This window comes from Streptosporangium nondiastaticum, from assembly GCF_003011965.1.
GTDB classification, from domain to species: Bacteria; Actinomycetota; Actinomycetes; order Streptomycetales; family Streptomycetaceae; genus Streptomyces; species Streptomyces nondiastaticus.
The window spans coordinates 139,583-157,035 of sequence record NZ_PXWG01000003.1 but is presented as its reverse complement, the minus strand read 5'-3'; the positions used below and the strand labels follow the sequence as shown (position 1 = coordinate 157,035).

General features: G+C 72.1%; 14 protein-coding genes and 1 tRNA gene. 8 read left to right on the top strand and 7 right to left on the bottom strand.

Annotation, left to right across the window (positions count from 1 at the left end):
* Window positions 1-8: 8 nt before the first annotated feature.
* The gene (locus B7P34_RS03205; RefSeq protein WP_223267447.1) at window positions 9-815 is read right to left on the bottom strand and encodes a tyrosine-protein phosphatase; all 807 of its coding nucleotides are present in this window, start codon (window positions 813-815) and stop codon (window positions 9-11) included.
* A 212-nt stretch (window positions 816-1,027) separates the two neighbouring features.
* Between B7P34_RS03205 and B7P34_RS03200 the strand changes: the two genes are divergently transcribed.
* On the top strand, window positions 1,028-1,819 hold the full coding sequence (locus tag B7P34_RS03200; protein WP_030365048.1) for an SGNH/GDSL hydrolase family protein: 792 nt from the start codon (window positions 1,028-1,030) through the stop codon (window positions 1,817-1,819).
* Window positions 1,820-1,893: 74 nt separating this feature from the next.
* Here the strand turns inward: B7P34_RS03200 and B7P34_RS03195 are convergent, their stop codons facing one another.
* Window positions 1,894-2,352, bottom strand: coding sequence for an ATP-binding protein (locus B7P34_RS03195; RefSeq protein ID WP_223267446.1), 459 nt, complete (start codon window positions 2,350-2,352; stop codon window positions 1,894-1,896).
* Between the two features lie 166 nt (window positions 2,353-2,518).
* Between B7P34_RS03195 and B7P34_RS03190 the strand changes: the two genes are divergently transcribed.
* From B7P34_RS03190 to B7P34_RS03180, 3 genes are all read left to right on the top strand, one after another.
* Window positions 2,519-3,385, top strand: a complete 867-nt coding sequence (locus B7P34_RS03190; RefSeq protein WP_106674210.1) for a helix-turn-helix domain-containing protein — start codon at window positions 2,519-2,521, stop codon at window positions 3,383-3,385.
* Between the two features lie 3 nt (window positions 3,386-3,388).
* A complete protein-coding gene (locus tag B7P34_RS03185; RefSeq protein WP_030365045.1) occupies window positions 3,389-3,646 on the top strand; it encodes a DUF397 domain-containing protein in 258 nt (85 codons plus the stop codon).
* A 152-nt stretch (window positions 3,647-3,798) separates the two neighbouring features.
* Complete coding sequence (locus tag B7P34_RS03180) at window positions 3,799-4,656, top strand: SAM-dependent methyltransferase (RefSeq protein WP_223267445.1); 858 nt, start codon at window positions 3,799-3,801, stop codon at window positions 4,654-4,656.
* A 64-nt stretch (window positions 4,657-4,720) separates the two neighbouring features.
* Here B7P34_RS03180 and B7P34_RS03175 read toward each other — a convergent pair whose 3' ends face one another.
* Window positions 4,721-5,323, bottom strand: a complete 603-nt coding sequence (locus B7P34_RS03175; RefSeq protein ID WP_106674208.1) for a carboxymuconolactone decarboxylase family protein — start codon at window positions 5,321-5,323, stop codon at window positions 4,721-4,723.
* A gap of 147 nt (window positions 5,324-5,470) precedes the next feature.
* Here B7P34_RS03175 and B7P34_RS03170 point away from each other — a divergent pair, with 147 nt between their 5' ends.
* Together B7P34_RS03170 and B7P34_RS03165 are read left to right on the top strand one after the other, a co-directional pair.
* Entirely contained in the window at window positions 5,471-6,133 is a 663-nt protein-coding gene (locus B7P34_RS03170) for an alpha-ketoglutarate-dependent dioxygenase AlkB family protein (RefSeq protein ID WP_106674207.1), read from the top strand.
* Window positions 6,134-6,485: 352 nt separating this feature from the next.
* A complete protein-coding gene (locus B7P34_RS03165; RefSeq protein ID WP_106674206.1) occupies window positions 6,486-7,673 on the top strand; it encodes an MBL fold metallo-hydrolase in 1,188 nt (395 codons plus the stop codon).
* 286 nt (window positions 7,674-7,959) lie between these two features.
* On the opposite strand, the gene B7P34_RS03160 is transcribed toward B7P34_RS03165, so the two are convergent.
* A complete protein-coding gene (locus tag B7P34_RS03160; RefSeq protein ID WP_223267444.1) occupies window positions 7,960-11,022 on the bottom strand; it encodes an amidohydrolase family protein in 3,063 nt (1,020 codons plus the stop codon).
* Between the two features lie 409 nt (window positions 11,023-11,431).
* Between B7P34_RS03160 and B7P34_RS03155 the strand changes: the two genes are divergently transcribed.
* Window positions 11,432-11,505 (top strand) — tRNA-Pro (locus B7P34_RS03155).
* 246 nt (window positions 11,506-11,751) lie between these two features.
* Window positions 11,752-13,107, top strand: a complete 1,356-nt coding sequence (locus B7P34_RS03150; RefSeq protein ID WP_106674249.1) for a DNA cytosine methyltransferase — start codon at window positions 11,752-11,754, stop codon at window positions 13,105-13,107.
* On the opposite strand, the gene B7P34_RS03145 is transcribed toward B7P34_RS03150, so the two are convergent.
* From B7P34_RS03145 to B7P34_RS03135, 3 genes are read right to left on the bottom strand one after another with little or no spacing between them, the layout of a single operon-like run.
* A complete protein-coding gene (locus B7P34_RS03145) occupies window positions 13,032-13,934 on the bottom strand; it encodes a DUF6339 family protein (protein ID WP_106674204.1) in 903 nt (300 codons plus the stop codon). The genes B7P34_RS03150 and B7P34_RS03145 overlap by 76 nt on opposite strands.
* Window positions 13,931-14,935: a hypothetical protein gene (locus B7P34_RS03140; RefSeq protein WP_106674203.1), complete on the bottom strand. Its 1,005-nt coding sequence runs from the start codon at window positions 14,933-14,935 to the stop codon at window positions 13,931-13,933. The genes B7P34_RS03145 and B7P34_RS03140 overlap by 4 nt, the downstream gene beginning before the upstream one ends.
* Window positions 14,932-17,076, bottom strand: a complete 2,145-nt coding sequence (locus B7P34_RS03135; protein WP_106674202.1) for a helix-turn-helix domain-containing protein — start codon at window positions 17,074-17,076, stop codon at window positions 14,932-14,934. Before B7P34_RS03135 ends, B7P34_RS03140 begins: the two co-directional genes overlap by 4 nt.
* Window positions 17,077-17,453: the final 377 nt, after the last annotated feature.

Here is a 17,453-nt window from a genome sequence, read left to right as displayed (position 1 = left end):
GCCCCGTGTCAGTCCGTGAGGAGACGGTTCCGCAACTGCTCACGGGCTCCAGGGGCGAGCCCCAGTCCCTCGATCAGGTACCGGTCGACCGTGCCCCACACGGCGTCGATCGTCTCGAACGCGGCGCGCAGATACGTCGCGCGCGCCTCGAACATCGGCGAGAGCAGCTCCGCGATCTCCCGGTCCTCGGGCCCGGTCGCCTCCGGCGCGCGCCGCATGCGGTAGCGCCGGTGCGGGGCGTTGGACTCCAGGTAGTCGGCCTCGATGACGTCGCGCGCGACGCCGAGGGCGAGCAGGGTGACCGCGACGGACAGCCCGGCGCGGTCCTTGCCGGCCGCGCAGTGCATGAGCGCGGGCACGCTGTCGTCGGCGAGGGAGCGCAGGACGTGGCCGAGCTCGGCCGTCCGGCCCGTGATGACCTCGCGGTACGTCTCGGCCATGCGGTCCGCCGCCCTGCCGTCGGCCAGCACGGTGCGCAGGTGCGCGAGGTCGCGGGCGCGCACCATGTTCCAGAACTCGGCGCCGTGGGCCGGGTCGTTGAGCGGCAGGTTCACGTTGCGGACGCCGGTGAGCTCCACGTCCGGGCCGTCGAGCGCGATGTCGGCGTCGTTGCGGAAGTCGAAGACCGTGTGCAGGCCGAGCGTGCCGAGGAAGCGGGCGTCCTCCTCGGTGGCGTGGGCCAGGTGGCCGCTGCGGTAGAGGACGCCGTGCCGCACCCGCCGGCCGTCCGCGGCGGGCAGGCCGCCCAGGTCGCGGAAGTTGCGCACCCCCGCCAGCTCGGGCTCGGTGGACGGCACATGCGGCGTCTGCGTCACGGGCACTCCCTGGGTCTCGGCTGCCGGCGCCGGCCGTCGGCGCGGCGTCTCAACGACCTTACGACACCGGTTGTACGGGCAATCCGCCCCGTGCGGTAGCCGCGCCGACGTATTCCGCTTGCGGGGAGTTCGTCGGGGTGGGATACATCACGGCACGTCAACCCCTGGTTACGGTGGCGTAGGTCACTCCCCGGGAGGAAAGATGTACTGACGTGGCAGACGATTCGAATTCATTCAGCAAGAGCGCGATCGGGTCGTACGCAGCCGTCGGGGACAGCTTCACCGAAGGCGTCGGCGACCCAGGGCCGGACGACACCTTCATCGGCTGGGCCGACCGACTGGCCGTACTCCTCGCCGACCAGCGCCCCGAGCACGACTTCCGCTACGCCAACCTCGCCGTCCGCGGCCGCCTCCTGGACCAGATCGTCGCGGAGCAGGTGCCCCGGGCGAAGGAGCTCGGTCCCGAGCTTGTGACCTTCTGCGCGGGCGGCAACGACATCCTGCGCCCGGGCAGCGACCCGGACGACGTGGCCGAGCGCTACGAGAAGGCCGTCGCCGAGCTGGCCTCCTCCGTGGGCACCGTGCTGCTGTGCACCGGCTTCGACACCCGAGGCATGCCCGTGCTGCGGCACCTGCGAGGCAAGATCGCGACGTACACCGCCCACGTCCGCGCCATCGCCGACCGGCACGGGTGCCCGGTCCTGGACCTGTGGTCGCTGCGCTCGGTGCAGGACCGCAGGGCCTGGAGCGACGACCGGCTCCACCTCTCGCCCGACGGGCACACGCGGGTCGCCCTGCGGGCCGCCCAGGTGCTCGGCCTGGAGGTGCCGGCCGACCCGGACCAGGCCTGGCCGGACGAGGACCACCGCTCGCCCGCCGAGGTGCGGCGCGACAACATCCACTGGGCGCGCGAGCACCTGGTGCCGTGGATCGGCCGCCGGCTGCGCGGCGAGTCCTCGGGAGACCACGTGGAGCCGAAGCGGCCGGACCTGCTGCCGCTCTAGCACCGCCTTCGGGGGAAGTCGGGGGAAGGGCGCCGGGGGAAGTCTTCAGGGGGAGGGCTTCAGGGGAGAAGGCTTCAAGGGGTGAGCCGCCCGGCAGCCAGATCGGCCCAGACGACGCGGCCCCTGCCGCTGTCGTCGGGCCGGACCCCCCAGGCCTGGGACAGCGCGCCCACGAGCAGCAGCCCGCGGCCGCTCTCCTCGTCCGCCCCGCTGCACCGCGCCCGCGGCTCCGTCGGCGTGCGGCCCTGATCGGCCACCTCTATGCGCAGGTGCGCGCCGAGCATCCTCAGCTGACAGCTGACGTTCGCGCTGTCCGTGTGCCGGACGGCGTTGGTGAAGAGCTCCGACACCACCAACTGGGCGTCGTCGCACGCCACTTCGTCGATGCCCCACTCCCGCAGTTGCGCGAGGACCCGTTTTCGCGCGGCTGCCACCGAGGCGCCGCGAGCCGGGAAGTGGAAGGCGTCCTGCAGGCGCGCGGCCATGGAACAGCCGAAGCGCCCGAGCGAAGGTGCGTCATGGGAGGGGACCACGCCGTAACTATGTGCGATACCGCCGAGGTGTGGCAAGGTTCAATCTGCAAATTACAGAATCGTCAGAACAGTCTGTCGGCTCCGGGGCCACCCGTGACAGACTGCGGGCATATGACAAGCATCTGACGGACAGCTGACAACCGGTGGGCACGGAGGGGGAGGAACAGTGGCGGAAGCGCGTCCGGCGGGCGCCCCGACCGTACTGCGGGTCGTCCTCGGCAAACGGTTGCACGACCTGCGGGAGAAGGCCGGTCTCAGCTACGAGCAGGCGGGCCGCGCCCTCGACGTCACGCACGCCACCGTCCGCAGGATGGAGAAGGCCGAAGTCGGCCTGAAGCTCCCCTACGTGGAGAAGCTGCTGCGCGTCTACGGCGTCACCGACCCCGCCGAGGTCGAGGGCTTCCTCGACCTCGCGCGCGAGGCGAACCGCCCCGGCTGGTGGCACCGCTTCCGGGACGTCCTGCCCGAGTGGTTCAGCGCGTTCGTCAGCCTGGAGGGCGAGGCCAACCTCATCCGGGCCTACGAACCGCACTACGTCCCGGGGCTGCTGCAGACCGAGCGCTACGCGCGCGCCGTGCTCCGCGCCGGCCAGCCGCACGCCCCCGAGGCCGACATCGAGCGCGCCGTCGCCGTCCGCCGGGAGCGCCAGTCGCTGCTCACCCGCGAGGGCGCGCCGCTGCTGTGGGTGGTGATGGACGAGACCGTGCTCCGCCGGCCCATCGGCGGGCCGGACATCATGCGCGAGCAGGTCTCCCGGCTCGCCGAGGCCACCGCCATGCCCAACGTACGGCTGCAGATCATGCCGTTCGCCGCCGGGCCGCACCCGGCGATGTACGGACCGTTCCACATCTTCCGGTTCCCGCTCCCGGAGCTTCCGGACATCGCGTACGCCGAAAACCTCGTCGGCGCCTCGTACTTCGACCAGCGCGAGGACGTCTCGGCCTTCCTGGAGGCGCTGGACCGGATGTGCGCGCAGGCCGCGCCGGCCCAGACCACCGAGGCCGTCCTGGGTGGGATTCGTAAGGAGATCTGAACCATGGATCGCATCTACAACGGCATGCCCGCCACCGACCTCGGCACCGAGGGGTGGAGCAAGCCGTGGAGCGGCGGCAACGGAGGCTCGTGCGTCGAGGCGCTGCTGCTGGGCGACGGCCGGATCGCCCTGCGCCAGTCCACCGACCCCGGGGGCCCCGCGCTGATCTACACGCGTCACGAGATGGAGAGCTTCATCAACGGCGCCAAGGCGGGCGCGGCGGACTTCCTGCTCGCCGGTTCGGGAGCCGCCTGCGAGTAGGGCCGCGCGTGCGGGGCGCGGCGCCCGGCGGGCGACGTGCGGCGCACACGACGCGGTACATGACGTGCGGCGCACGCGACGCGGTACATGACGTGCAGCGCACACGACGGAGTACATGACGTGCAGTACACGACGGGCATGACCCCACGGGCATGACACCGGGATCGGAGCACCGCATGAACCAGCAGGGCTTCGCCGCCGAGGACATCGACACCAGCCGGCCGCACCCGGCCCGGATGTACGACTACTACCTCGGCGGCTGGGACAACTACGAGGTCGACCGGCAGGCCGCCGAGCACGTCATCCGGGCGCACCCCCAGGTGCGGCTCTCGGCCCGGGCCAACCGGGCCTTCCTGCAGCGGGCCGTGCGGGAGGTCGTCCGCGGCGGCGTCCGGCAGATCATCGACATCGGCACGGGCATCCCCACCTCGCCCAACACCCACGAGGTGGCGCGGGAGGCCGACCCGGACGTGCGCGTGGCCTACGTCGACAACGACCCCATCGTCGCCACGCACGCGGGCGCGAAGCTCACCGGCACCGGGCGGGCGGGCTTCGTCCTCGGCGACGTGCGCGACCCGGAGGCGATCCTCGCCCGGCCCGAGGTGCGCGAGCTGATCGACTTCAACGAGCCGGTGGCCCTGCTGCTCGTGGCCGTCCTCCACTTCGTCACTGACGAGGAGGACCCGGCGGGCATCGTCGCGGCCTTCGCGGACGCCCTTCCCGCCGGCAGCCACCTCGTGCTCTCGCACGCCACGGCCGAACCGTACGAGGGCTACGCGGACGGCCGCACCGACGTGAAGGCCCGCGACAGCGTCGTCGGCACGTACAAGAACGCCACCGCGGGCCTCAATCTGCGCGACCGCGCCGCCGTCGAGCCGCTCTTCGGCGCCTTCGAACTCCTGGACCCGGGCCTGGTCCGGGTGCCGCTCTGGCGGCCGGACGGGCCGGTCCCGGGCCCCGAGGAGCTCAACGACACGATCTTCTACGGGGGAGTGGGCCGCAAGGGGTAGCCGCAAGGGGTGGCTGTCCGGCCCGTGGTGGCTGACGGCCCGCGGAGACCAGTGGCCCGCGGAGCTACTGGCCCGCCGACGTCCGGTCCGCCTGCGGGCGGGCCGTGGCGCCCGGGGCGGCGCCCGGGATGTCACAGCTGTCCTTGAAGCCCTGGCTGTGCAGCCCCAGCGCCGCGTTGGTGCGCGAGCGGAGATTCTCCACCGCGATCATCGAGGTCAGCTCGACGAACGCGGCGTCGCCCAGGCGCTGCCGCAGCCGCTCCGCCAGGTCGTCCTCGACGGTCGGCGGGGTGGCCGTCATCGCCTCCGCGTACGCCATGACGTCCCGCTCCAGCGGGGCGTACGCGCGGCTCTCGCGCCACACCGGGACGTCCTGCAGCTTCTCGTGCGGCAGCCCGTGCCCGCGGCTGAGCCAGTAGCCGAAGTCCATGCACCACGTGCAGCCGATGGCCGCCGCCGACGCCATCTCCGCCAGCGCCTTCAGCTGCGGGTCGAGCTTCTTCCACCGGCCCACCGACAGCTCGAAGCGGGACGTCGTGAGCAGCACGCGCCGGTTGTGGGCGAGGGCCATCAGCGGCTCCAGCACCTTGCCGTACGTGCGCCTGCTGTACCACTCCATGATCCGGACGAGCGGGGTGCGGTCCGGGGTGAGCGAGATCCTGGCCATGGCTGGTTCCTCCGTCGCAGTGGTTGCGCCTGTGCCCTTACGACGGTCCGGACAGGTGGATGTGTGACATCGTGACGCGCTGCCGGCGTGTGATGGTCGTCACAGCGGGTGATCGGATGTCCGGGGCCGGCGGCCTACGCTGGCGGCATGGACGACGAGCTCTTCCCCCGCCCCCGGGCCGAGATCGCGCCGGGAGCCGTCCACGTCCCCGGCTGGCTGGACCTCGCCGCCCAGCAGAGCCTGCTCGCCGCCTGCCGCACCTGGGCACGACCGCCCGGCGGGCTGCGGACCGTGCGCATGCCGAGCGGAGGGCAGATGTCCGTCCGCATGGTCTGCCTGGGCCTGCACTGGTACCCGTACGGCTACGCCCGCACGGTCGTCGACGGCGACGGCTCGCCGGTCAAGCCGTTCCCCGGCCGGCTGGGGCGGATGGCCGCACAAGCCGTCAGGGACGCCTACGGCGACGAGCGCGCGGAGTCCGTGCCCGCCCCCGACGCGTACGACGTGGCCCTGGTCAACTACTACGACCGCGGCGCGACGATGGGCATGCACCGGGACAGCGACGAGAAGTCCACGGCGCCCGTCGTCTCGCTCAGCCTCGGCGACAGCTGCGTCTTCCGCTTCGGCAACACCCGCACCCGCAACCGCCCGTGGACCGACGTCGAGCTGCGCAGCGGTGACCTGTTCGTCTTCGGCGGGCCCTCGCGCGCGGCCTTCCACGGCGTGCCCCGCACCCACCCCGGCACCGGTCCCGCCGCGCTCGGGCTCACGGGCCGGCTGAACATCACGCTCCGGGTCAGCGGGTGGTGAGGGGTCCCGCGAGCGGACTGAGCGGCACCGGAGAACGGAACGACCGGCGCCGTAAAGCCGGAACGACCGGCGCCGTAGAACCGGAACGATCGGAGCCGTAAACCGGAACGATCGGCACCGTAAAAAATCACGTGCGGGTGGGGGCGCGACCCTGCACAGTGGGTCCCCGGCAGTGCGCCGGCCGCGCGTCCGGGCTCATATCACGGGGGTGAGCCCGGGCGGCGGTAGCCGAAAGAGGTCACCGGCGCTTCCCGGAACGTACGCCCGGCAGTCGGCCGGGGGCCGCCCGGGCGTCCGCCGGACCGGGGCAGATAATGGCGGGTGATCTGGCCGCTTTCGCCCTGGAGGTGCCGTGACCGGCTTCCGCCTCAGCAGCTCACCGCTCGACGCCCTGCGCCCCGCCGCGTTCGGAGCCGACCCGTCCGGGGAGCGGATGGCGCGCATCCGGCGGTCGCCGCACTTCGCCGATGGCGTCTTCACCAACCCGGTCGGTGCGCAGCGCACACCCTCCGGCGCGATGCTGAAGTTCCTGCCCACGTACTTCCGTGCCGAGGAGCGCGCCCGCCGGGCGCCCGCCGGCACGGTGCCGGTCCATCCGACGACCGTGGCCGACCTGGCGGTCCCCGCCGCGTCGGGCCTGCGGCTGACCTGGATGGGCCACTCCAGCGTCCTCGCCGAGATCGACGGCGCCCGGGTGCTCTTCGACCCCGTCTGGTCCGAGCGCTGCTCGCCCTTCGCGTTCGCGGGCCCCAAGCGGCTGCACCCGGTGCCCGTCCCGCTGCGCGAGACCGGGCCCCTCGACGCCGTGGTCATCTCCCACGACCACTACGACCACCTGGACATGCCGACCGTCCGCGCCCTCGCCCGCGGCACCGGCGCGCGCTTCGTCGTGCCGCTCGGCGTCGGCGCGCACCTGGAGCACTGGGGCGTGCCCGCGGACCGGATCACCGAGCTCGACTGGCACGAGCAGGCCGACGTCGCCGGCCTCACCTTCACCGCGACCCCCGCCCGCCACTTCTGCGGCCGCGCGCTGCGCAACACCCAGCACACGCTCTGGGCCTCGTGGGTGGTGGCCGGTCCCGCGCACCGCATCTTCCACAGCGGCGACACCGGCTACTTCCCCGGCTTCAAGGACATCGGCGCGCAGTACGGGCCGTTCGACGCCACGATGGTGCAGATCGGGGCATATTCGGAATTCTGGCCGGACATCCACATGACGCCCGAGGAGGGCCTGCAGGCCCATGCCGACCTGCAGGGCGACGCGGCGCACGGGGTCTTCCTGCCCATCCACTGGGGCACGTTCAACCTCGCCCCGCACCCGTGGGAGGAGCCGGTGGAGGGCTCGGTCACCGCGGGCCGCCGCCACGGGGCGCGCGTCGTGACGCCGCGCCCCGGCCAGCCCTTCGAACCGGCGGACGGCGCCGGCCTCCCGACGGATCCGTGGTGGCGGGCGGTGGCGGCACGCCCGGCGGGTCAGCCCGCGGCGCCTGCGGAGCAGGCTGAGCCCGAGGGAGTGCCGGAGGTGTCGCTGCGGGCGTGAGCGCGGGGTGCGCTCGAGGCTGGGGGCTGGGGGCTGGGGGCTGGGGGCTGAAGGGCGGGGCGGACTGCGCAGTGCCGCGCCCCTTCTGTCCGCCGCAACGGCGCGCAACTGTCCGGAACCTGTAAGGCGGTGCCGTACCAGGCACGGCCGAGGAACTGATCGCGGCGTGCCACAGCACGCACTCTTCTTCCCGCCGCCACGGCGCGTAAGCCCCACAACCTGACCGGCGGGGCCGTACCGGCGTCGGCCCGGGGCACCGGCCGGGTCCGGCCCGGCCGTCCTACCGCTACAGGTGAAGCTCCATGTCACAGCAGGAGTCCCGCCGGATCTGCCGTGACACGGCGAGCCACGCGTCCGCGGCCCGGACCCCGGTCGGCGCCGGCGCCGGAGCCGGATGCGCGCCGGCCGGCTCGTACGCCGCGGCCAGCCGCGCCGCCTCGAACGGCACCCCGCCCCGCAGCACCGAAACCGTCCGCACCAGCGCGTCGAAGTCCGTGAACGGGTCGCCGTCCACCACCGTCACGTCCGCGAGCTTGCCGGGCTCCAGCGTGCCCAGGTCCCGGTCCGCGCCGAAGACCCGCGCCGGCAGCACCGTCGCGGTCCGCAGCGCCTGTGCCGGGGACAGCCCGTACCGGTGCAGCGCGCGCAGCCCCAGGTGCAGCGAGAGACCCACGGGCACCAGGGGCGCGTCGGTCCCGAGCGCGACGAGGCCGCCGCCCGCGAGCACCCGGCGGTAGACGCCGGTCTCGCGCTCCAGGGTCGCCAGCTGGTCGGCGGTCGGCGGTGCGGCCGCGGTCCGGCGGACGACCTCGACGTCCCACGGCGGCATCATCCGCGTCACCCGGGGGTCCTGCGCCAGCGCCGGCGCCTCGCCGAGCAGTGGCACGGACGTGAAGATCGTGGCGACGAGGTGGAAGCCGCCGCGGGTGTAGATCTCCTCCACGTCCTGGTACGCGCGCCCGGACGCGCTCGTCGCGTGCCCGAACTCCAGCCGCTGCGTGGCCTGCAGATGCGTCGTCAGGTCCTGGCCGAGCTGGACGCCGGGCGACAGGAGATGGCTGCCGGCCCGCACACCGAGCCGGTCGTGAGCGAAGCGGGCCGCCTCCTCCATCAGCCAGCCGGGCGCGCGGACGTAGGTCTTCACGAAGTCCCAGTCGAGGGCCTCGGCCCGGGACAGCGACCGGCGCAGGCCCTCGCGGGTGCGGTGCGCGCGGCCCATGCTGTACGCGACGCGCGCGCCGTCGAGCAGCTCCCCGGTGGCCAGCAGCCGCGGCCCCGTGAGCTCGCCCGCGGCCACGGCCTCGCGGATGCGGGCCTGCTCGTGGGCGCCGCCGCCGAACGAGACCGCGGTGGTGATCCCGTAGGCCAGCTGCAGCGCGGTCTGCCGGCCGCCGTAGGTGTTCTGGTACGGGTGGGTGTGGGTGTCCCAGAGCCCGGGGATCACCGTGCCGGACGACGCGTCGACGGTGCGGCCGGCCGCGCGCCGCGCCCGGTGCGGCTCGACGGCGGCGATCCGTCCGTCGCGGACCACCAGGTCGACGTCCTCGCGCACGGTGTCGCCCGTGCCGTCCCAGAAGCGGCCGGCGTGCACGACGGTGTCGGCGGGCACCGGGCGCCGGTAGTCGAGGGGGACGCGGACGGTGCGGGCGGAGCCGCTCTCGACGTCCAGCAGCCGCAGGCGGCCCGCGGAGAGGTAGAGGAGCGTGCGGGAGTCCGCCGCCCAGGAGGGATCCTCGGCGGCCTCGTCCGTCAGCCGCCGGGGCTCGCCGTCCGGGGTGCCGTCGGGCCGTACGGGCAGCAGCCACAGCGCGGACTCGGCGATCACCGCCATGTGCTGCCCGTCGGGTGACCAGACGGGCCCGGAGCCGTAGCGGTCGCTGAGCGAGACGTGCGGGGCGAGCGCGTGCAGCCGGGCGCCGCCGCCGGCCGTGTCGATCACGCGGACGAGGTTGTAGCCCTCGCGGAACCGCTGGTTCAGCCGGTTGCGGTCGCAGAGGGCGACGTAGCGGCCGTCCGGCGACCAGCTCGGCCGCCCCGGGAGCCCGCCGCCGCCCAGGGCGGCCGCCAGGACCCGGTCCGTACCGGCGGCGAGGTCGCGCACGACGAGGTTCCCGGCCAGGTCGAGGGCGGCCAGTCTCCTGCCGTCGGGCGACAGGACGGGGTACGCGCGGCCGCCCTCGGCCAGCACGGTGTCCGCGCCGGACGCGAGGTCGTGCCGGCGGGCGGCGAGCAGGCCGCCGCTGTCGCCCGCGTACACGAGGGACCGCCCGTCGGCGCTCCACGTGGGCCCGAAGGGATAGCGGGCGGGGTCGGCCTTGACGACCCGGCGCGGCGGCCGGCCGCCCGCCACGTCGGCCACCCAGAGCGCGTTGAGCGCGCCGAAGGCGACCCGGCGGCCGTCGGGCGAGAGGGCGGGAAAGTGCAGCGAGCGGACCGCGTGCACCCCGCCCGCGTCGAAGTCGTACCGCTTGGTGCGGTAGCGCGGCCGGGGAACCGCGAGCCGGCCGGCGAAGGGGACGACCTCGGCGTCGCGCGGCGCCCGCGGGCGGACGACCCGGAACGTCCCGCTCACGGTGAGCAGCAGCTCGCCGGACGGGGTCCAGCGCGGCGGCACCGGCTCGACGTCCCCGTCGATCGCCACGGGCTCGCCGTCCACGACGAGCGTGCAGCCGGCCGCGGGGGCGGGGGTCGTGCGGAGATAGGCGAGGCGCCCGTCCGGGGCGACCGCCGGCGTCATGATCTGCCCGGCCGCGGCCTCGGTGTGCTCGACCCGCACCGGTCCGCGCCCGTCGGCGGGCACGGACGCGACCGTACGGGCCTCCAGCGCGGCACCGGCGAGACGCCCGCGGACGAACAGCAGCCGCGCGCCGTCCGGCGACCACACCGGGTCGAAGTCCTCCCACGCCCCGTCCTGCAGCGGCCCCTCCTGCCCGCTCACCCCGGTGACCTGCGTCAGCGCGCCCGTCCGCACGTCCACCACCCACACCCGGTACGGACTCCCGGCGACGGGGTCGCCGCCGCGCTCGGAGGCGAACGCTATCCGCGAGCCGTCGGGCGACCAGGCGGGCCCGCGGTCGTCCCACGGCCCGTCCGTGACCTGCCGCAGCCCGCTGCCGTCGGCCCGCAGCGTCCAGATGTGGAAGCCTCCGCCCCGGTACGCACAGACGGCGAGCTGCCGGCCGTCGGGCGAGTGCACCGGCCGGGTCGGCTCGAGATCGGCCGGAGTGATCGCGACGGCCTCCCCGCCCTTGCGCGGCACCGACCACAGCACGTTCTGCACCTCGGCGACCAGCCGGTCCCCACCGGGCGCCAGACTGGCCGCCCCGTTGGTGGCGGCCGTGAACGACAAGGCTCCGCTTTCTACGGGGCTTTCTACGGTCGCCGCCACGGCCACGGCCCCGGGCAACGCCCCCGCAACCCCGGCCGCCGCCGCGGTCCCGGCTGCGGCCTGCAGGAACCTGCGCCGGGAGAGGGAAGAAGGGGGAATCGGGGCGTCCGAGGTTGCCAACTGTCCTCCTGGGGCAGGGGAGTTGCCCGCGTCGCGAGCGACGTCCGTAGGCCCGATGGTCCCACGGGGGCCGGGAGGGCGGTCAACACCGCGTGGGGAGGGAAGGGGGCCGACAAATGCTGAGCAAATAACTCAAACGAGACATTCAGGGGTGAACGCCCCCTTGGAAGGCGTGCGCGATCACCCGCTGAAGTGCGGTATTGTTCTCATGCGCGGTCGGCGAGGGCGAAAGCCCGGGCCGGACAAGCACCGGGACGTGGCGCAGTTTGGTAGCGCACTTGACTGGGGGTCAAGGGGTCGTGGGTTCAAATCCCGCCGTCCCGACGGTACGAAAGAAGCTTCTGATCGGCGGAAATCCGTAGATCAGGAGCTTTTTCGTGTTGTTCGTCCGGCAGCTCGCGAGTGTCGTGCTGAGGGCAGCTCCACCTGGGCGGAGCGGAGTCGGATGTGGAACGCTCTGTCCACTCTTTGATGCGGTTGACGGTCACCCGGGACCTCGTGGGGGGGCGCCGGATGAGAGGGGTGGCCGGTGCGGGGCGTGCAGGTCGCCGCAGGCTAAACTTCCGCCACATGACCAGCTCGGACGCAGACTCTCGATTCCTTGGGGATCCTCGTATTCTGGATCTCTTTGCCGGTCCGGGCGGTCTTGACGTGGCCGCGCACATGCTCGGCGTTCCGTCACTCGGGATCGAGTGGGACCGGGGTGCCTGTGAGACACGTTACAAGGCGGGGCTCCCGACCTGGCATGCGGATGTCAGTGCTGTGCGTCGGGACAGGTTCGAGGACCTGCCGCAGGATCTGAATGTGCTGGCCGGTGGTCCGCCGTGTCAGACGTACTCGGTAGCGGGCAGCGGCGCCGGCCGTAAGGCCCTGGTCCAGGTCGAAGAGCTCATTCACGCGTTGGTGGATGGTGCCGACGAGAAGAAGATCGACGACCGGCTGGCAGCGCTGGAGGCAAAGGGAGGCGACCCCAGAACGGCTCTGGTCCTGGAGCCCCTCCGGTACGCGATCAAAGCTCTCGGTTCCCCGAACCGGGCGGGACGACCGTTCGACGTGATCGTCCTGGAGCAGGTGCCGCAGGTCAAGGCTCTCTGGGACGTCTACAAGAGCGCTCTGGAGAAGGGCCTGCCCCGCCCGGACGGGTCGCGGGTGCCGTACAAGGTTGCCGAGGTGAAGACCCTGCACACCGAGGCCTACGGCGTGCCGCAGACTCGCCGCCGTACGATCCTGATCGCACGGCTCGACGAGCATGGGACCCCTCCGCTTCCCGAGCCGACGCACTACATCTACAACTCGCGCAAACCCAAGCAGGGCGGCCCCGACGACATGGCCGTGGCACAGGTCCAGTCGACGTTGCCGACGGAGGAGGGCGCCGACGAGCCGCCCAAGGCCTGGGTCTCGATGGGAGAGGTGCTCAGCAGGAAGCCTCCTTTCGAGATCAAGTCGAACTACGGCAGTGGTGGTGACCCGAAGAAGCGAGGCATCCGGACTGACCGTCAACCCTCGTTCACCGTCACCGGAAAGGTCTCCCGCAACGCTGTCCGGCACCCGGACGGCACCCCGCACGACCCGGACCGCCTGACCATCCGCGAGGCCGGCATCCTTCAGACCTTCCCCCCCAACTACCCCTGGTCGGGAGGTGACCGGTCGCAGCAGGTGGGCAATGCCGTGCCACCGCTGTTCGGTGTGCACGTGCTCGCGGCGGCGCTCGCTCTCCCGCTTCCTCGGGAAGAAGGGCTGCGGGAGAACTGGATCACGCTCGACCCTGAGGGCGAGGACTACGCCACTCTCCGTAAGAAGGGCTGCGGTGCTTCGGACGGTTGTGGTTCCGACTGCCCGAAGCCCGAGGATCAGTCCTCCCCCTCGACCGCTTCCAAGTCGTCCCGTCCCCGGACCGGCGCGTCCGCGAAGAGGTCGGCGAAGTAGCTCACCAGGACGCTCACAGAGGGTTCCGGCGCCGGTTCCTCGTGAGGGCCGGTCGGGAGATCCTGCCGTGGTACCTGGCGTGCCGTCTCGGCCTCGTCGATCCACTCGAGCAGCGGACGGGACTCGCGTTCGGTGTCGGGAGCGATCACGTCGTACATCAGCGTCGCGGCGGAGGCGTTGACGGCTCCGGCCAGGGCGTTGACCTCACGGCCGCTGGTGATCACACCCTTTGCCACCAGCCGGACGATCGCCTGGGCGGTGGGCCGGTGGTTGATCACGGACATGCGCAGGGCGGTGTTGAGGATGTCCTGGTTGCTGCAGGCCGTGACCACGGGGCCGTAGTCCGAGCCGTCGCGGAAGAGCTCGGCCGCCCACCAGAGGCGGGCGAAGGCCTGCTTGTGGTACTGCCCTCTGAAGCGGTCGGCCGCCACTTTGGCGACCTTGCCGTCCTTGGGCTCCGGCAGGTGTCGCCAGACCACGTAGTCCGGCGCGACACCGAGCGCGAGGTAGTTCCAGAGGCCGGTGTCGGCTGCCTCGCGGCGGGTGAGTCGAAGGGCCGCGTGCAGGCGGGGAGCGAGCCAGGCGTCGGCCCGGGTGGCCTTGAGCCCACCGTCCCGGCAGTACGCCATGGCGTCCTCGACCAGGTCCCGGACCGGGCGAAGGTCACCGCGCCGGTCGGCGTGCGGCAGCGGCTCGGCGACCTGGTTGAGTTTGATGCTCGGCACGTCCTCGCGGCCGGCGAGCAGTCCTTCGACGAGGAATTCCGCCGCCTCGGCGTTGGTGAGCAGAGCGAGACGCTCCGGGAGGTGGCTGGGTCGCTCGGTCATGCGTCGTTCCCCTGAGTGAGGCGTTCGAGGTCGCGGATGGTGGTGGAGAGCGTCCGGGGGACGCCTGCGCGCCGGGAAGCGGCGAAGTGGATGCGCGGCTGGAGCTCTCCCCAGCCGGTGGCGGATGCTCCGGTGCGAGCCGCGTGGACTTCGCGGAGAGCGCCCTCCGGCTCGCGATCCGGGTAGATGTCGGGGAGCATTTCCCGGAGCACCTCGCCCTGCCAGCCGTGCGGGAACAGCGGGGTACCGTCCTCCTCGATCTCCAGGTCGCCGACGGCGGAGTGGAAGACGGCGGTCCATACCTCCGAGCACATCTGGGCGAGAAGGAGCTCCCGGACGGTCTTCTCCGCTCCGTTGCCGCCGTCCGCGCCGACCAGATCGCCGAGCCCGTCGAAGTCGGTGTTGACGCGTACGGCGGGGATCCGTCCCGTGGTGTCGACCAGCCACGGGGAATCCTTGAAGCGCTGGAGCCGGCTCGCCCCCGAGGCGAAACCGATCAACTTGACGTCGAGTTCGCGGGCGAGCGAGGGCGCGGCCTCGATGACGTCGACGAACCACTCCACGTCGGAGGTGGCGATCACCCGGCCGGGAACGTGGTCCACGGTGGCGACGACGTGGACGGCGAGCGAGGCACGGTCGAGGAGGTCGCAGCGGTGGATGTACAGCTCGCCGGTTCGTTCGCGGCCGTCGTCGGACACCGGAGACAATTCCACGGCCGTGCGGGAGTTCGTGGCGCGCTCGGTGAGCACGGCGATGACCTTGACGTCCTGCCAGGGCCCTGCCGCGTCCACCGCCTTGGCCGGAAGGCCGGCGGAGAGGCGGAGCCGGGCCTGGTTCCAGTCGGGGCGGTCCTCGTCGGGGCCGAGGGCCACGACGCGTTCGACGGTGGAGACGTACTTGGTCTCCACGTCCTCCCAGGGCTCGCCCTCGACCTTGAGCTGGGCGCTCTCGACGCGCCAGGACACGTTGCCGGTGAGCCGTCGGTAGGGGTAGACCTTCACGCCTGCTCCCCCTTTCCGATACGGAGTTCCACCACGAGCCCGGAGAGTTGAGCCCGGACCGGGTGACGGGACACGTCGGTAACGCCGCGGAAGACGGCCTTGCGGCTGCCCGGGGTCAGGTGCAGGGCCCCGTCGACGACTTCGCAGCCGCTGACGGCGACGAGTTCTTTCCAAAACGCGGCGGGGCGGGGGCCCGAGCGTACGTCGAACTTGGCGACGGGAGTGACCGGACGGTCCGTGTCGACGCCTGCCGACACCCGCAGGTCGACGGTGACCGACCAGGCTCCGGACGTGTCGATCAGCGCATCCACGTTGTCCAGCTCGGGCAGTGCCGCGGCTCTGGTGGGGCGCGCCTTCTTCGTGCTGCCGCCCACCTTGAGCCGACCGGCGATCCTGGCCTCTCCGCCGCTGCGGCGTTTGGCCCGGGGAACGGCGACCAGGTCGCGCACCGAATTGTTGGCAGCGGTGGTCAGAGCGGCGATGCGTCGGTATGCGGAGGGCGAATAGGTGAGGCGGAGTTCCTCGGTCCGGCCCCACTTGTTGTGCTCGGGCGGTTCGGAGGCGCGAAGGAACTCCTCGGCGGCCTCGGCACCGGGGGCGTCCCGGCCCGCTGCTCTGCCGGCGAGGAGGACGGCCTGGAACGGGTTGGTGCCGATCGGGACATTGGTGACGGCGCTGTCCTTCACGGTCATGCGATTGCCTCGCATGGAGACCAGCCGGTTGGGAGGGCCGTCGGCGTCCTCGGCATGAGTGACCAGGAGTACTGCCTCGTGCGGCACACCGCCACGAACCTGGCCGCCGTGCAGGGGCACGTTCAACCGCACGGTGGCGCGGGCGACCTGACCGGGAGTGGTGAGACGGTCGACGGTGTCGCCCTCCAGGAACGCACGCAGAGCTCGGGTGCGGGAGGGCTGGGTGACGGCCGGGTCCACGCGCTCCTCGGCGATGAGCACCTCGCCGTTGCGGTAGGTGCAGACAGACGCTTTGAGGTGCGGCTCGTGATCGCCGCCGCTGGTCATGGCGGCCCAGAAGTTACGGCCGAGGGCGTCGACGAGTCGAGCGTGCATGCGGTGGACGGAGTCGTCGTCCTCGGCGCCCTCCCCCTCGTCGACGGATCCCGTGACGGGCGCCAGGCTGGCGACGTCGTGGGCACCGACAATGAGGAAGGAAGTGCCGGGGGCCGCGCTCTCGCGGGTGAGGTAGAGCTTCTCCACGGTCGCCTCGTCGGCCCACCACGAGCGGGCCACGTCGGTGGAGGCGGCGTCCGGGTCAGGACGTCCGAACCAGGCCGGGCCCGCGAACCGCCTGCCGTCGACCTCGTGCCAGGGAAGGTCGAGCCGGCCGATCAGGCGGCGCTCGGTGCGACCCTCATGGGGTTCGGAGAGAGTGGAGTTGATCAGTACGAGCCCGAGTCGACTGGTGGCCCAAAGGGTGGCTTTCCCGAGGCCGTAGGAGCCGCCTGCACCGGCGTCCGTCTTGTGACTGTCGAGCTGTCGACGTACGACGGCGGCGAAGAGTCCGTCGTCGTAGTCGCCGCCGGTCAGGCCCGTGGCGTTGTAGTCGTCCACGCGGAGCAGCACCAGCCGGTCACGCTGATACATGTCACGCAGTCCCGCTGCGATCGTCCGGGAGACCTTGCCCTGCTTGCCGTGGTCGGAGGTGAGCGCCTGGTAGTGCGGGAGCAGTTGCTCCCAGTCGACGGCCTCGCGGAAGCGGGCGAGGGCCTCGCCGGTGAGTTCGTGCAGCGTGTAACGGACCCGGACGGCCTTGGTGCGGTCGAGCCGCGCGTCGAGGCTGTTCTGGGTGGCTTCGCGGGCGAGGACCGAGACGTCGGCTTCGAACGCGAACGCTGCGGCGTTGCCGTACTCCCGGCCGCCGTCGGCATGGGCCGGCCGGTGGTACCAGGAGACGGGCAGGCCCGCCTGGGCATCCACGCTGCGGGTGTGAATGGTCTCCAGGTCGGTCTTGAGTACCTCTGCGATGCGCCGGATGGTCTCGTCCCGGGGGACCGAGCGGCCCACGATCCAGGCCGAGACGGCGGCTCGGGTCATGCCCAGCTCCTCCGCCAGGTCGGTCTGGGTCTTTCCGGCGTTCCTGAGCTGGCGTGCCAGCCAGGGGCCGAAGTCTTCAGCCGCCTCCACGTCCCACCTACTTCCACTCGGACCACTGGTGAGAGCCACGGTACCCCACCGCTGTTGACGCTCGCGGTTGCATGTCAACAGTCCTTTGACAGGGGGGTGTCCGCCTTGAGCGGTTCGTTGGGTGCCCTGAAAGTGGAACTTGAAGGTCCGCCCCTATTTGTTCCTGAATCATCCGAAAGTTCCCGCGTGTTGGTTCTGCGGGTGATCCGAGAACCCTTGCGTGCCGATGAGGCATCGTGCTTGAGTTGATCACGGCAGCCCCGGGCATTGCTCGGGTAACTGCGCTTTTCTGGGCCACAGTTGTGCCTTCTTCCCTGCCTCGGGTATCCGCGACGAGTCGGAAGGCAGGGGGCGGATACGCCCGTGCCGCCCGGAAG

Bases quoted from the DNA above. Each gene is read 5' to 3' on its own strand.
- B7P34_RS03185 (WP_030365045.1), top strand. From the start codon at position 3,389: ATGGATCGCATCTACAACGGCATGCCCGCCACCGACCTCGGCACCGAG.
- B7P34_RS03180 (WP_223267445.1), top strand. From the start codon at position 3,799: ATGACACCGGGATCGGAGCACCGCATGAACCAGCAGGGCTTCGCCGCC.
- B7P34_RS03175 (WP_106674208.1), bottom strand. From the start codon at position 5,323: ATGGCCAGGATCTCGCTCACCCCGGACCGCACCCCGCTCGTCCGGATC.
- B7P34_RS03170 (WP_106674207.1), top strand. From the start codon at position 5,471: ATGGACGACGAGCTCTTCCCCCGCCCCCGGGCCGAGATCGCGCCGGGA.
- B7P34_RS03150 (WP_106674249.1), top strand. From the start codon at position 11,752: ATGACCAGCTCGGACGCAGACTCTCGATTCCTTGGGGATCCTCGTATT.
- B7P34_RS03145 (WP_106674204.1), bottom strand. From the start codon at position 13,934: ATGACCGAGCGACCCAGCCACCTCCCGGAGCGTCTCGCTCTGCTCACC.